Origin of the sequence: Halovulum dunhuangense (assembly GCF_013093415.1) — a bacterium.
GTDB lineage: Bacteria > Pseudomonadota > Alphaproteobacteria > Rhodobacterales > Rhodobacteraceae > Halovulum > Halovulum dunhuangense.
This window is the reverse complement of sequence record NZ_JABFBC010000001.1, coordinates 1,082,130-1,096,049: the sequence shown is the minus strand read 5'-3', so window position 1 is coordinate 1,096,049 and position 13,920 is coordinate 1,082,130. Positions and strand designations below refer to the sequence as shown.

Annotated in this window: 15 protein-coding genes; 5 read left to right on the top strand and 10 right to left on the bottom strand. The window is 64.1% G+C overall.

What is annotated here, in order from left to right:
- The first annotated feature begins 7 nt into the window (after window positions 1-7).
- Window positions 8-376 carry a hypothetical protein gene (locus HMH01_RS05475; protein ID WP_171323231.1) on the top strand — a complete coding sequence of 123 codons (369 nt, stop codon included), beginning with the start codon at window positions 8-10 and terminating at the stop codon, window positions 374-376.
- 138 nt (window positions 377-514) lie between these two features.
- On the opposite strand, the gene HMH01_RS05470 is transcribed toward HMH01_RS05475, so the two are convergent.
- From HMH01_RS05470 to HMH01_RS05445, 6 genes are all read right to left on the bottom strand, one after another.
- Window positions 515-2,014 carry a class II aldolase/adducin family protein gene (locus HMH01_RS05470; protein ID WP_343035146.1) on the bottom strand — a complete coding sequence of 500 codons (1,500 nt, stop codon included), beginning with the start codon at window positions 2,012-2,014 and terminating at the stop codon, window positions 515-517.
- Between the two features lie 104 nt (window positions 2,015-2,118).
- Complete coding sequence (locus HMH01_RS05465) at window positions 2,119-2,424, bottom strand: antibiotic biosynthesis monooxygenase (protein WP_171323229.1); 306 nt, start codon at window positions 2,422-2,424, stop codon at window positions 2,119-2,121.
- A 4-nt stretch (window positions 2,425-2,428) separates the two neighbouring features.
- Window positions 2,429-2,920, bottom strand: coding sequence for an RbsD/FucU domain-containing protein (locus HMH01_RS05460; protein WP_171323227.1), 492 nt, complete (start codon window positions 2,918-2,920; stop codon window positions 2,429-2,431).
- Window positions 2,921-2,952: 32 nt separating this feature from the next.
- The gene (locus HMH01_RS05455) at window positions 2,953-3,693 is read right to left on the bottom strand and encodes an ATP-binding cassette domain-containing protein (protein WP_171323225.1); all 741 of its coding nucleotides are present in this window, start codon (window positions 3,691-3,693) and stop codon (window positions 2,953-2,955) included.
- A gap of 72 nt (window positions 3,694-3,765) precedes the next feature.
- Window positions 3,766-4,899 (bottom strand): substrate-binding domain-containing protein, encoded by a 1,134-nt coding sequence (locus HMH01_RS05450; RefSeq protein WP_171323223.1) that lies wholly within the window; start codon window positions 4,897-4,899, stop codon window positions 3,766-3,768.
- A gap of 38 nt (window positions 4,900-4,937) precedes the next feature.
- Complete coding sequence (locus tag HMH01_RS05445; protein ID WP_171323221.1) at window positions 4,938-5,960, bottom strand: ABC transporter permease; 1,023 nt, start codon at window positions 5,958-5,960, stop codon at window positions 4,938-4,940.
- A 178-nt stretch (window positions 5,961-6,138) separates the two neighbouring features.
- Here HMH01_RS05445 and HMH01_RS05440 point away from each other — a divergent pair, with 178 nt between their 5' ends.
- Entirely contained in the window at window positions 6,139-7,098 is a 960-nt protein-coding gene (locus tag HMH01_RS05440) for a sugar-binding domain-containing protein (RefSeq protein ID WP_343035145.1), read from the top strand.
- Window positions 7,095-8,660: an autoinducer-2 kinase gene (gene lsrK, locus HMH01_RS05435; RefSeq protein WP_171323219.1), complete on the top strand. Its 1,566-nt coding sequence runs from the start codon at window positions 7,095-7,097 to the stop codon at window positions 8,658-8,660. Before HMH01_RS05440 ends, lsrK begins: the two co-directional genes overlap by 4 nt.
- A 188-nt stretch (window positions 8,661-8,848) precedes the next feature.
- Here the strand turns inward: lsrK and HMH01_RS05430 are convergent, their stop codons facing one another.
- Window positions 8,849-9,175, bottom strand: a complete 327-nt coding sequence (locus HMH01_RS05430; protein WP_171323217.1) for a transposase — start codon at window positions 9,173-9,175, stop codon at window positions 8,849-8,851.
- A gap of 198 nt (window positions 9,176-9,373) precedes the next feature.
- On the opposite strand from HMH01_RS05430, the gene HMH01_RS17930 reads away from it, so the two are divergent.
- A complete protein-coding gene (locus HMH01_RS17930; RefSeq protein WP_281365944.1) occupies window positions 9,374-9,502 on the top strand; it encodes a hypothetical protein in 129 nt (42 codons plus the stop codon).
- Window positions 9,503-10,577: 1,075 nt separating this feature from the next.
- Complete coding sequence (locus HMH01_RS05425) at window positions 10,578-11,234, top strand: dienelactone hydrolase family protein (protein WP_171323215.1); 657 nt, start codon at window positions 10,578-10,580, stop codon at window positions 11,232-11,234.
- Window positions 11,235-11,241: 7 nt separating this feature from the next.
- Here the strand turns inward: HMH01_RS05425 and HMH01_RS05420 are convergent, their stop codons facing one another.
- The 3 genes from HMH01_RS05420 to HMH01_RS05410 are packed head-to-tail and all read right to left on the bottom strand — an operon-like array spanning window position 11,242 to window position 13,916.
- Window positions 11,242-12,369, bottom strand: a complete 1,128-nt coding sequence (locus HMH01_RS05420; protein ID WP_171323213.1) for a CaiB/BaiF CoA transferase family protein — start codon at window positions 12,367-12,369, stop codon at window positions 11,242-11,244.
- The gene (locus tag HMH01_RS05415; RefSeq protein ID WP_171323211.1) at window positions 12,369-13,577 is read right to left on the bottom strand and encodes an acyl-CoA dehydrogenase; all 1,209 of its coding nucleotides are present in this window, start codon (window positions 13,575-13,577) and stop codon (window positions 12,369-12,371) included. The genes HMH01_RS05420 and HMH01_RS05415 overlap by 1 nt, the downstream gene beginning before the upstream one ends.
- Before the next feature lie 9 nt (window positions 13,578-13,586).
- Complete coding sequence (locus tag HMH01_RS05410) at window positions 13,587-13,916, bottom strand: DUF4387 domain-containing protein (RefSeq protein WP_171323209.1); 330 nt, start codon at window positions 13,914-13,916, stop codon at window positions 13,587-13,589.
- Between the last annotated feature and the right edge of the window lie 4 nt (window positions 13,917-13,920).

Sequence of the window (13,920 nt, the reverse complement as noted above, 5' to 3'; positions counted from 1 at the left end):
TTCAACCATGATTGTCCTTGCGGGCGCCAACGGCGCTGGCAAGTCGACGCTCTACGCCACCCGCGTGGCTCCGAACTTCAGAGCCCCCTTCATCAACGCCGACATCATCCAGCGCGACGAGCTGGGCGATGCTTCACCGGACGCCGCTTACGAGGCTGCCCGGATCGCGGCCAGCAGATGTCAGGATTTCCTGAACAGAGTTGAGGATTTCGTCACCGAGACCGTCTTCTCACATCCATCAAAGCTGGACCTGCTCCACGATGCGCGCGCCAGGGGCTTCGATATCATTCTCATGCACATTCGGCAGGCTATCCCGCCAGCCGAGGCCGAAGAGAACTTCTATGCACAGCGCGACGTGTTCGATATGGTCGCGTGAAATGAAGCTATAGGTCTCCGACAAGCCCGGGACGGTACAGTACATCATCGCCTGGCGGCTCTGGATTACGATGCGCGCCGGGCACGTGACTGCGACCTTGGAGGATGGCCCCAGCTTGGGCGTTGCACGTTGCTCGCTCTATCCCCGCGTCAGTTTGGCCTGTTCCAGCGACCAGTATTCCATCTCGAACAGCTCGGCCTCGCACAGAGGTTCGAAGCGGCCGATGGCTTCGGCGGACGGCACAATCCGGGCAGTCTGCTCTGCAAGATCGGCGGCGATCCGCGCCTCCTTCCCCGAGGTGCCGATACCGACCAGGCCGAGCCCCCGGATCAAGGCGACACGAGGCAAGGGATCAAGCATCGTTTTGGGCTCATGCGCCCGCGATGCGTGGCGTTCGAAATAGGCGACATACCATGCGGCAAAATCTTCCACCGCCTTTTGCCAGTCACCGGTGCCGAACCCCGCCTCGCCGATTACCGGCCGCGGCTTGATGCGGATGACGTGATCGGGCGTCGCAGTACCGCGGCAGGCAACGTCATCGAGATCCGGCAGCTCGAGATAGGTGGTGATCGCCCGGCTGCACCGCAGGTCAAGGTGCAGGCCGCCGGAGAAGCGATCCGTGCCGGAAAGAACCCGATGCAGCGCAGCTACCGCCGGATGCCCGGTAGGATCGTCCGCGGCAGTGGCCTCCTCCTGCGGAGCGAGGGCTGCTCCCCGGGCCTCAAGATAAGCCTCACACATGGTCGTGAAGCGGATTATGCGCTCGTAGGACGTCTTCGCGTCGTCCCCGAACGAGAACAGGCCATGCTGCACCAGGAAGAGGCCCCTGGTACCCTCGCCGTACGTGCGGAAGATGCGGTCCGCTTCCCGCGACAACTGGAAGCCGGGCATTACATAGGGCACGACGCATAGCTCGTTGCCAAAGATCTCTCGGCAACGCTCTGCGCCGTCCGCTTGATCGGCGATCGCGAGGCACGCGGCAGAGTGGGTATGGTCAACCACCTTGGCGGGCAAGTAGGCATGCAGCAAGGCCTCTACGGATGGCGTGGGGCTACTCTCATCCAGAAGTGCCGCCCGCAGCAGCGCCACCATGTCCTCGTCGCGCATCGTCTCCGCCTGACGGGCCTCTATCAGAGGGTCAAGCCAGACTGCCGGGAGGCCCGGCGCCTCGATGGTTGCCAGATCCCAGCCGGAACCCTTCACATGCATCACGGCGCGGTCGTCGCGGACGACCTTGACCGAGGTGTTGCCACCGCCATGCAGGACGAGGTCCGGCTCCTTTCCCAGAAGCCGCGAGGTATAGACCCGTAGCGCAAGCTCACGGTCCGCAAGTTCGGGGCCTGCGGCCGCTTCCCAGGATTCTGCGTCGCTGACATTCCAAAATGATTTCATTCCCTTGCCTTTCGTGCTTCGTCTCGCGACCCAGCCGACCGTAAGAGCGGGGCGCAGGGTCTCCTCTGCCAAACCGCCTCCACTTTCCACAATCTGGGTCCAGCGCCTCGAAATCTTGACGTAGGCCCGGCTGGCATTCCGGTTTGGTTCGACCACCCGTTCGGTCTCGCTCGCCATGTCCGCCACCGCGTCGTCGAGCCGATCGAAGAGCCCCGCGCCAGTGCCGGCCAACAGGGCGCAGCCCACGCCGTAGTCTCCTTGACCAACGGGTTTTCAAGCGGTCGGCTTGCGACATCGGGTATGATCAGCAGCCAAGTCAGGCTCTGCGCCGCCGGTGGAGCAGGCGCCGATCAGGCCGATAGTTTGTCCGACATCACCAGATCAAAAACTTCCTTCGTCCGGTTTCCGGTCATTATGTCGTCGAGCCGTGCCACGGTCTCCTTGTAATGCTCGGTCTTGCGATGCTCGTCGACGGCCTCTGCCGATGTGAATACCTCGTAGATGGTGAAGCGGGTCTCGTCCTCGGGATCCTGGAGGACATCGAACCGCACGTTGCCCGGCTCCCTGATGGTCCCTTCATAGTTGAGCCGGAAGGCGTCGAGGAAGTCCTCGACGCGGTCGGGTTTTACGTTGATGCGAACGATCTGGACGAACATGGCCTCACTCCACCCCATCCAGGCCGTGCTCGACGTTCAGCCGATGGCGTTCTTCCCAGCTTGCCGGCACCGGCGCGCCGGTGTTCGCAAACCACTCCTGTACCGGGATACCGGACACCAGCGCGACATTGCCCCAGGGCATCCACGCGCCCGTGCGGACGATATACTTGGCATTCTGATAGCACGCGCCGTGGAACCACTCGTTCGGCTTCGTGCCCGCCTTCGCATCGGGAAAGATCGCGCTTACGCCGTTCCAGGCGTAGGGATTGTTCTCCTTCGCGTCCGCAATCATTGCGAACTCCTCCACCCACATCTCGCCCCGGATCGCCTTGAGCACGGTGAACAGGTCCGGCACACCCGGCACGAGCGCGAGGTCGATGACCCGCTCGTCATGGGCCATCTGGAAGCCGGCGTCAGTCACGAGCATGATGTCGTCATGGCCCATTTCCGAGATCGCCCGGCTGAGCTTGACGTTGAGAATGCCTTTGCGGCGCATGTGTCTTTTCCTTTTTCCTGGCTGGAGCGACGTCAGGCGGCGGCGTTGGGCGCGTGACCGTCGACGATGAGTGAGATGATCTCGTCCTGGCTGGTGGTGGCCATGTCGCGCACGCCAGCCATGGTGCCGAGGTGCAGGATCGCCACGCGGTCGCAGACCTGGCGAACATGCCCGAGGTCGTGGCTGACCATCACGACGCCGATGCCACGCGACGCGAGGTCGCGCACGATGGCCAACACCTCGTCCCGGGCACTGGGCGACAGCGCCGAGGTCGGTTCGTCGAGAATGATGTAGCGGCTGCCGAAAGCCATGGTGCGCGTTATGGCCGACACCTGCCGCTGCCCGCCCGACAGGTTCCCGACAGGGTTGCGCACGTCGAACTTACGCACGGAGAATCCGTTGACGATGTCCATCGCGCGGCGGCGCATCTCGCCGTATCTCAGGAAGCCGAAGCGGTTCGTGATCTCCCGCCCGATGAAGACGTTCATCACGACCGGCAGGTCGTCGAAGAGAGCGAGATCCTGGTAGAGCATCTCGATCCCCGCCGCGCGGGCATCGGATGAGCCTTCGAAGACATAGTCCACACCATCGACCTCGATGGTGCCTTCGTTCGGCCGCACCGCGCCGGCGAGCACCTTCATAAGCGTGGATTTGCCCGCGCCGTTGTCTCCCAGCAGGCCGATCACCTCGCCGGGATGGATTTCCAGATCGATGTTCTCGATCGCCTTCACCGAGCCGTAGCTCTTCGTGATGTTCTTCAGCACCACCGACATGCGGGACCTCGTTTCGGTTCAACCCTGTAGTGGAGCGGGGGCGCACGGTTGCGCCCCCGCCCGTTGCCGCGATCAGCGGTCGAGCTGGCCGGAATAGCGGAACGCGTAGTCCGTGCGTTCCTTGATCTCTTCCTCGGTCAAGCGGTAGTCGATCGTGTTGATCGTCGCCGCAAGGACCAGCGGAACCTCTTCGCCGGCCAGGTCGGCGCGGATCGCCTCGGCCACCGCCACGCCCCAGTCGTCGTTGACCCGGAAGGCCGTGACCTTGAGACCGCCGTCGATGATCGACGCCAACTCGTCAGCACCACCGCCCCAGCCGTTGATTATCACGTCATCCAGCACGCCCCGTTCGGTGGCGGCGGCCAGTGCGCCCAGCGCGACGGCGGTCGATCCGGCGTGGATCATGGTGATGTCGGGATGCCGGCTCAGGATCGCGTTGGCCCCGGTGAAGGCCAGCTCACGGTCGCCATTGGCCTCGAAGCTGTCGACGAGTTTCATGTTGGAGTTCGCCTCGACGCAATCCGCGAAAAACTTCGAGCGCTGGGTGTCGATCAAGCCTGGAACATAGTGCAACAGCGCGAAGGTGCCCTCGCCGCCGGTCTCCTCGATCGTCCATTCGCACAGCGCCTCGGCGCCGACGGTATGGTCGAAGCCGACATGCGTCAGCGGCTGCTGGTCGGTGCCGAGCGTGTCGACGAAAGGGTTCACGACGTTCATCACCAGCGTCGGGATCTCTGCCGCGAGGCGTGCGAGGTTGCTTTTCTGGACCTGGTACTCGGACGGCCCGACAACGGCGTAGTCGAAATCACCCGCCAGAACCTGGTCGATCTGCGTCGACTGACGGTCATGCTCGTCCGGGCGGATCATGAACTCCGTAACCTCGTAGGGCACGCCCAGTTCTTCGAGCCGGGCCCGCATCGACAGGTTCAGCCGCGCCCAGGCGTCCGAGGTCTCGAGGCTCGGGAACATGATCGCGATCTGGATCGGCTCGGCCGGCGGGGTGTCCATCGGAACCGCCTCGGCGCGCACACGCTCCATGAAGGCGTCCATGGCCTCGCGCTCGCCCGGCATCATCTCGTGAAATTCGGGTAGAAGCAGGAAGCCGCGTTCTTGGGCCGCCGCCGGCACGTCCTGCGCGAGGGCGACGCCTGCGAAGGCGAAGGCAGTCCCGGCAAGCAATGCGCTCCTAATGGTCGTTTTCAGCATGGTTTTCTCCTCCCAGAGATTTTGCCCTTTTGCGGGCCTCATTCCTCGCTCCGCCCGCTGCGATGCGAGTAAAGTCCGATGGTGATCAGGATCACCGCGCCGGCGGCGACGTTCTGCCAGAACGCCTCGAAGCCGAGCATGACGACTGCGTTGGTGATGGCCGCGAGCAGCCACGCCCCGAGGAAGGTGCCGACGATCGAGCCGCGGCCGCCGAACAGGAAGGTGCCGCCGACGATCACCGCCGCGATTGTGTTGAGCAGGATAGTCACCGCGCCCGAGGCGACGACGGCATCCAGGCGCCCGGTCAGCATGATGCCGCCAATCGCCGCGATCACGCCCATGAACACGTAGACCCCGATGCGGTAGCGCTGGACGTTCACGCCGAGGCGCCTTGCACCGACCGGGTTGGCGCCCACGGCATGAAGCCGCACACCGATGCGGTGGTAGGCGAAGATCAGATGCGCGAGCACGACGACGACCAGCGCCACGATCAGGGGCATCGGTACTTCGCCGATGCGACCGCGGCCAAGGAACTTGATCGCCTCCGGAAAGCCGAAGAACACGCCACCGCCAGCATAGACCAGCGCAAGGCCGCGGAACACCAGTTCGGTGGAAAGGGTCACGATGAAATCGGGCATCTTCAGCTTTGTTACCAGCAGCCCGTTCACGAGGCCGCAGAGCGCCCCGACCGCGAGACCGACGCAGACCGCGAGGATCAGGGGAAACCCGAAATCCTTGAGCGCGGCGGCGAAGGCGACGCTCGACAGGATCAGGATCGCGCCGATCGACAGGTCGATCCCGCGCGAGGTGATGACGGCGGTCATTCCCACGCCCAGCAGCATGATCAGCGACGCATCCATCGCGATCGCGCGCAGGTTCCCGACGGAGAAGAAGGCCGGAGCCGCAACCAGCATCACCACCACGATGATGCACAGCATCACGGCCGGAGCTGCGAGCGGCACCTTAGTCGGCCCCAGAAGCGGCGGCAGGTTCTCGCGCCAGCCCCCGCTGGACACCGCTTCGACCCCACCGACCGGCTGCGTGCTGTTTCCTCGTGCCAAATCAGCCTCCACTGATCGTCACCCCACATCGTAGAGTGATCATTTTTGATTCTTGTAAACCATTTGATCATTCGTGATGATCTCTCGTCAACAAAATTCTGCTCGAATTTTCATCATTGACGGGCATATTTGACTGATCTTAGATGTGCTCACATTCCGAGATCGGAGAAAATGTTCGGTGATTGGAAAAGATGATCAAGAAGGTGCCGCAGGCCAGCTTTCTCCGGATGATGAGGAGCAACTGGCGCTGGTGGCCTGGTACTACTACCAGGACGGCCTGACCCAAGGCGAGATCGGCGACATGCTCGGCATCTCGCGGATCAAGGTCTCGCGACTGCTGGACCGCGGGCGCCAGACCGGGATCATCCAGGTCACGATCAACTCTCCATATGCCGGCTGCTTTCGCCAGCAGCGCACGCTGATCGAGCGCTTCGGCCTGCGCGACGCGCGGGTGGTGCCCGCGCTTGGCCAGGGCGACGCCGGCACCCGCGTGGCCTTGGCGGCCGCGCAACTCCTCATGCAGAAACTGGAACCCGGCGAACTCCTCTCTATCGGCTGGGGTGAAACTGTCAGCAAGACGCTCCAGCAGATGACACCGCTTCTGACGCAGGGCCAGATCGAGTTGGTAAGCCTGACCGGCGGGGTCGCGACCTACCTCAACGGCAGCGGGTTCGGCAAACTGTCCAACATCCACCTGATTCCGACGCCGCTGCGCGTCTCGTCCAGCGAATTCGCCAACGCGCTGCGCGACGAACCCTTCGTGCGAGACATCATCGACATGGCCCTTACATCGCGGGTGGCCCTTGTCGGGGTCGGCTCACTGTCTCATGAGGCGACACTGGTTCGCAGCGACTATTGCAGCCGTTCCGAACTCAGCCTGTTCCGGCGCCAGGGAGCGGTCGGTGACATCCTCGGCTTCTTTTACGACGCCGAAGGCAAGGTGCTTCCGCTCGACCTGCACGACCATGTGGTCTCGGTCTCGCTCGACCGCCTTGCATCGATCGACACGGTCATCGGCGCCGCGGCAGGCGTGAAGAAGGCCGACGCGATCCTTGGCGCAATGCGGGGCGGTTACATCAATACGCTGGTTACGGATCAGCCCACCGCCGAAGCGATACTGGAACGGAGCGACACATGACCCATTACTATCTGGCAATCGACGCAGGCACCGGCAGTGGCCGCGCCGTGGTCTTCGACGACACCGGCGCGCAGGTCAGCGTCGGTCAGCAGGAATGGTCGCATCGCGCGGAAAATGGCGTGCCCGGCTCCATGGCGTTCGACTGCGTGCAGAACTGGGACATCCTCTGCGGCTGCATCAAGGCCGCCGTGGCACAGGCCGGAATCCGCGCCAGCGAGATCGCCGCGGTGAGCAGCACCAGCATGCGCGAGGCCATCGTGCTCTACGACGCCGAGAGTCACGAGATCTGGGCCTGTGCCAACGTCGATGGACGCGCGGGTGGCGAAGTCGCGGCACTCAAGGCGCGCGAGGCGGGACTTGAGCGGCGGTTCTACGAGAAAAGCGGCCAGACATTCGCCCTGGGAGCTTGGCCCCGCCTCGAATGGGTCCGGCGAAACCGTCCGGAATTGTGGGAACGTGTCGCGAGAATTTCGATGATCAACGACTGGATCGCCTTCCGGTTGTCCGGCGAGATCACTGCAGAGCCGTCGAACGCCGGAACGACCGGGCTGATGGACCTTGCCGCCCGCGACTGGTCCGACGCTCTGATCGAAGCTGCCGGTCTGCCGCGCGGCCTGTTCCCGCCAGTCGTCGCGAGCGGCGAGAGCATTGGCAGACTGACGGCCAAAGCCGCGGCGGAGACCGGATTGACCGAGGGCACCCTCGTCGTGGCAGGAGGCGGCGATGTCCAGATGGGAAGCGTCGGGCTTGGCGTCACCGAGCCCGGCAATGCCGCCATCTTCGGGGGATCGTTCTGGCAGCAGGTCGTGAACCTGCCTGCGGGACGCACCGACCCCGAGATGATGGTGCGGGTCAATCCTCATGCCGTGGCCCCGTTGGCCCAGGCCGAGTGTATCTCGTTCTTCGTTGGCCTGACGATGCGCTGGTTCCGCGACACGTTCTGCGAGGCCCAGATCGCCGAAGCCGCACGTCGTGGCGTCGACCCCTATCAGGTACTGGAGGAGCAGGCGGCGCAAGTTCCAGCCGGCGCGAACGGGATCATCCCGGTCTTTTCCGACGCGATGAACTTCGCCGCCTGGTACCACGCCGCCCCCTCCTTCCTGAACATGTCGATCGAGCCCAGCCACACCACTCCGGCCAGCCTGTTCCGCGCACTGGAGGAAAACGCGGCCATCGTCTCTGCGGAAAACCTGCGCCGGGTCATAGCCTTTTCAGACACCGACATCGGCGATTTGGTCACTTTCGCCGGTGGCGCCTCCAAGGGGGCTCTGTGGGCGCAGATCCTGGCCGACGTCCTGCAACGCGATATCGCAATCCCCGTCGTGCGCGAAGCCACGGCACTGGGATGCGCCGCCGTGGCCGCCGTCGGAGCCGGCCAATTCTCCGACATGCAAGAGGCCGGAAAGGCATTCTCGCGGGTCGAGACGGTCGTGAAGCCGAACCGCAACAACGCGGCGCTCTATGCGGACGCGGCCGAGCGGTGGCGAAAAGCCTACATGCCCCAACGCGCCCTCGTCGATACGGGTGTCACCACCTCGATGTGGAAAGCCCCAGGGCTGTAGGAGGGGCACCGCGTTTTCGTGGGCAGGCGGCAGAACCGTTGGTTCTCTCACGTTCCATGATTGTTGGTTGACACCCGTCGCGGCCTGTCCCGACTGTCGGCCTGATAGTGCATCTCGAGCAGCCAGGTCCTGGGCTGCAAAGGTCTGCGCCCCATCGGGCAGACCATGTGGCGCTCGGCCAGCCGGTCCTACACCGGGTTGGCGCGCAGCGCCGAGACGTGATCGATACCCCGGGCCTCGAGACCCGCCAGCAGTGCGGCCGAGGGGAACCCTGCGTCGATGCGCACCATGGCCACATCGCAGACACTCTTCCGCGCCCTGTCGACGACGTCGAGGATCACATCAAGCGCGCCCTCGGCGGTGCCGACATTGCCCGCCCTCAGCCGAGCATCCAGCATGTCGCCCGTCGCAGCGATGGGGGTGATCAGCGGGTGGTAGATGCGGGCATTGTAATGGCCATTCCACTCTGCCTTCGCCTGGCCCGACCGCACGATGTCCGAGCCTTCCCGGGTCATTGATGTCAAGACGGGCCGACCAGAGATATCAACGGAGCGATGCGCGGGGGTGGATACCTCTCGCCACGCGGCTGAGCGTGGACAGCTATTTTCGACAAAATTCGCAGCAATGTGCGGCCGGCATCCCGGCCAGTCTCGATACCAAGCGCGTATGGCCGGACTTGGGATCGGCATTTCCTCTACAAGCCGGAGATGCTGGTGACGATCATCGAGATCTACCGCTTCCATCACAACTGGATGGGATCACCGGACACAAAACGAACACCCGCAATGAAACTCGGTCTCGCCAAACGCAAGGTCTGTGAGTGGGATTTCTTCGGGGAATGAACGAAAAAGCGCGCTGCCAATGGCAGCGCGCAATACTCCACACATCTGGCAAGGGACTTGGACCAGCGGGCCGTCCCTTTCGATACCCCAAGCGAAATACGCCACGGAGCATCACTCCGGACCACCTGCGCGGCGGCTCACAAAGACCTGGACTTCACGAAGAAGGCCTCGGTCTGCTCTTCTCAGCCGCCTATGCGGTGGCCTACAGTCAGACCCTCGCGGGCCCTGGGATGGAGATAGGCATGTTCCGCAGCGTGCGGAAATGCCCATCGCCCCAACCGCCTGTTCGGCGGCTCACAAAGACCTGGACTTCACGAAGAAGGCCTTGGTCTGCTCTTCTCAGCCGCCTATGCGGTGGCCTACAGTCAGACCCTCGCGGGCCCTGGGATGGAGATAGGCATGTTCCGCAGCGTGCGGAAATGCCCATCGCCCCAACCGCCTATGCGGCGGCTCACGAAGACCCGGACTTCATGTGGAAGGCCTTGGTCTGTTCTTCTCAGCCGCCTATGCGGCGGCTTACGGTCGGACCCTCGCGGGCCCTGGGATGGAGATAGGCATGTTCCGCAGCGTGCGGAAGTGCCCATCAAGGTCTAAAAGCGCAAGGTCGTGGGCGCCGACCGCCACGAGGCGAGGTGTTCGACATACTCCCTGGCGGCTCTTACCCCCTGCGCGTGGTCGTAGCTGTCCATGGTCGTAGCGACGCTCCTGTGCGCGAGCATGATGCCGCGCGACGACGTGGTCTCATCCCGTGCTTTGAAAGTCGGGATCGACCGCGACGCGGAAAACCGAAATGGCCACGAATTGCTTGCCGTTTCAGATTGTCATCAAAAACACAGGCTGGTGCACTTTGAGGTTTTTTCGCTTCTGGAATTGACACCATATACTCTGATTTCATATTTTTTTGTTATACGTCAATAACTTAGCTCAGCATCCTACCACCCCAGCCAGCCCCCTTGTCCCGAACTCGAACAGACACGACTCGACCGGACATTTCCGCGGGCGGTGCAACTGCGGTTTTGCGCCCTTGGCGATCCGCTTTATACAAGAGCGATCGCATCACCAAGGGTAAGTCACGATGATGACACGAGTGCACGCCACGGACGGGCATGAACTGGACTGCTGGATGGAAGCGGCGCAAGGGCAGGCGCGCTTCGGGCTGGTCATCGTGCAGGAGATCTTCGGCGTGACCGACCAGTTGCGCGACGTGGCGCGGGCCTATGCCGCCCAGGGCTGCGACGTGGCGATCCCGGCGCTGTTCGACCGTCAGGAACCGGGCGTGTCGATCCCCTTCGATCAGCCCGAGCGCGGGCGGACGCTCATGCAGGCGGCCAAGCTCGAAGAGACGATGCGCGACATCGCCACCGCCGTGGACGCGCTGAAGGCGCGGGGGCACAAGGTTGCGGTGCTGGGGTTCTGCTGGGGCGGTGGCCTTGCGCTGCGCGCGGCACAGACGCTCGACATCGCCTGTGCCGTCGCCTTCTACGGCACAAGGCTTGCGCAATATCTCGACCGCCCGCTCAGGGCACCGCTTCTGGCGCATTTCGGGACGCGCGACGATCACACGCCTCCCGAACTGGTGGAACAGGTGCAGGCATACCTGCCGGAAATGGAGGTCCATTTCTACGAGGCCGGGCACGCATTCGCGAACGAGGCGCGGGCGACATATGTGCCCGAGGCGGCCACGCTGGCCCATGAGCGGACCCGCGCGTTCCTTCGCCAGCACATCGGTTGAGGCGGGCTCAGCCCCGCCAGCGCGGCACCCCGCGGCCCAGCGCGGGCGACGCCTTGTCCGAGGGAAGTGCTGCGTCCGAAAACACCCAGGGCGCCCGGACGGAAGGTACGCCCTCGGGTGCGATCTGCATGCCGCGCGCCTGGATCTGCGGATCCGCAAAGACCTGGTCGAGCGTATTGATCGGCCCGCCGGGAACCCCTGCCCCCTCCAGCGCCGAGAGCAGCGCATCGCGCGGCCGGGTGCGCGTGACCGCCTCGATCATCGGGACCAGCGTCGCGCGGTTGGCGACCCGGTCCGGATTGCCCGCGAACCGCGGATCGTCGGCCACGCCTTCCAGCCCCAGCACCCCGCACAGGGCATGGAACTGGCGGTCGTTGCCCACCGCGATGATGAGATGGCCGTCCGCGGCCTCGAACACCTGGTAGGGGACGATGTTGGGATGGGCGTTGCCCTGCCGCGTGGGCGCCGTCCCGGTTGCCAGGTAGTTCATGGCCTGGTTGGCCATGATCGCGGTGGCGCAGTCCAGAAGCGACATGTCGATATGCTGGCCAAGGCCCGTGCGCGCGCGCTGGTGCAGCGCCGCCTGGATGCCGATCACGCCGTAAAGGCCGGTGAAGATGTCGGTCACGGCCACGCCCACCTTTTCCGGCGGGCCGTCCGGTTCGCCGGTGACGGACATCAGGCCCGACATGCCCTGGATCAGGAAGTCATAGCCTGCGCGATGCGCATAGGGCCCGGTCTGGCCGAAGCCGGTGATCGAGCAATAGACGAGAGCCGGGTTCAGGGCGCTCAGGCTTTCGTAGTCGAGCCCGTATTTCGCAAGGCCGCCCAGCTTGAAATTCTCGATCAGCACATCGGCGTCGCGGGCCAGGTCGCGCACCAGCGCCTGCCCCTCCTCGGTGCGGAAATCGGCCACGACCGACGTCTTGCCGCGGTTGCAGGCGTGGAAATAGGCGGCCGAGCGGTCGCCGTCATGCTCGATCCAGGGCGGACCCCAGCGGCGGGTATCGTCGCCCTCGGGCGCCTCGATCTTGATGACCTCGGCGCCCAGGTCGGCCAGGGTCTGGCCGATCCACGGACCGGCCAGGATGCGCGCCAGTTCCAGGACGCGAACACCCTCGAGCGGCGCGCCCATCAGACGAAGGCCTGCAACCCGGTGATCGCGCGGCCCAGGATAAGGGCATGGATGTCATGGGTGCCCTCGTAGGTATTCACCGTCTCGAGGTTCACCATGTGACGCATCACCTGGTATTCTTCCTGGATGCCATTGCCGCCATGCATGTCGCGGGCCATGCGCGCGATATCCAGCGCCTTGCCGCAATTGTTGCGCTTGACCAGAGAGATCATCTCGGGCGCGGCGCGGCCCGCATCCATCAGCCGGCCCACCTGTAGCGAGGCGTGCAGGCCGAGCGTGATCTCGGTCATCATGTCGGCAAGCTTCTTCTGGAACAGCTGCGTCTGCGCGATCGGCTTGCCGAACTGCTTGCGGTCAAGCCCGTAGGACCGCGCCGCGTGCCAGCAGAACTCGGCCGCGCCCAGCACGCCCCAGGAAATCCCGTAGCGGGCGCGGTTGAGGCAACCGAACGGGCCCTTCAGCCCCTCGACATTGGGCAGAAGCGCATCCTCGCCGACCTCGACACCGTCCATGACGATCTCGCCGGTGATCGAGGCGCGCAGGGACAGCTTGCCGCCGATCTTGGGCGCGGACAGCCCCTTCATGCCCTTTTCCAGCACGAAACCGCGGATCTTGCCGCCATGCGCCTCGGACCTGGCCCAGACCACGAAGACATCCGCGATCGGGCTGTTGGAAATCCACATCTTGGACCCGGTCAGCCGGTAGCCGGTCGCCGTCTTTTCCGCCCGGGTCTTCATGCCCGACGGGTCGGAACCGGCATCGGGCTCGGTCAGGCCGAAGCAGCCGATATATTCGCCGCTGGCCAGCTTCGGCAGGTATTTCTGCCGCTGCTCCTCGGTGCCGTAGGCGTAGATCGGGTACATCACGAGGCTGGACTGCACGCTCATCATCGAGCGGTAGCCGCTGTCCACCCGCTCGATCTCGCGCGCGATCAGGCCGTAGGTGACATAGGACGCGCCCAGCCCGCCGTATTCCTCGGGCAGGGTGACACCCAGAAGCCCCGCCTCGCCCATCTCGCGGAAGATGGCGGGATCGGTCTTTTCGTCGCGATAGGCGTCCAGCACCCGGGTCTGAAGCCGATCCTGGGCAAAGCTGCGCGCCGCGTCACGCAGCATGCGCTCGTCTTCGGTCAGCTGGTCCTCCAGCCGCAGCGCATCCTCCCAGTCGAAGCGGGAGAGATCGGGCGCATCCTTTGCTTTCAGGGTCATCGGCGTTCCTCAGGCGGTCATGTCAACTTCAACGTCAAGGAAGGGCGCGTATTGCTGCGCCCCGAAGATGTCTCCGTCGCCGGCACTGCCGCTGGGCCGTTCCCGCAGGATCGTGAACTTGATGGCATAGGCCGGATCGTATTCCACAAAATCGGTCAGCCGGGCCGGATCGACATTCAACCGCTGGCATACGCTCTGGCGCGTCAAAGCGCCAGACCGCTTCACGAGATCGTAGGTCTCCTTCTCGCGGAAGATGATGTCGAAGGTGATCTTGTCGGTTCCGGCATTCTTGGAGCGGATGGTCTTGGCCAGGTCCGCCAACTTCTTGCGCGTGTTCATGGAA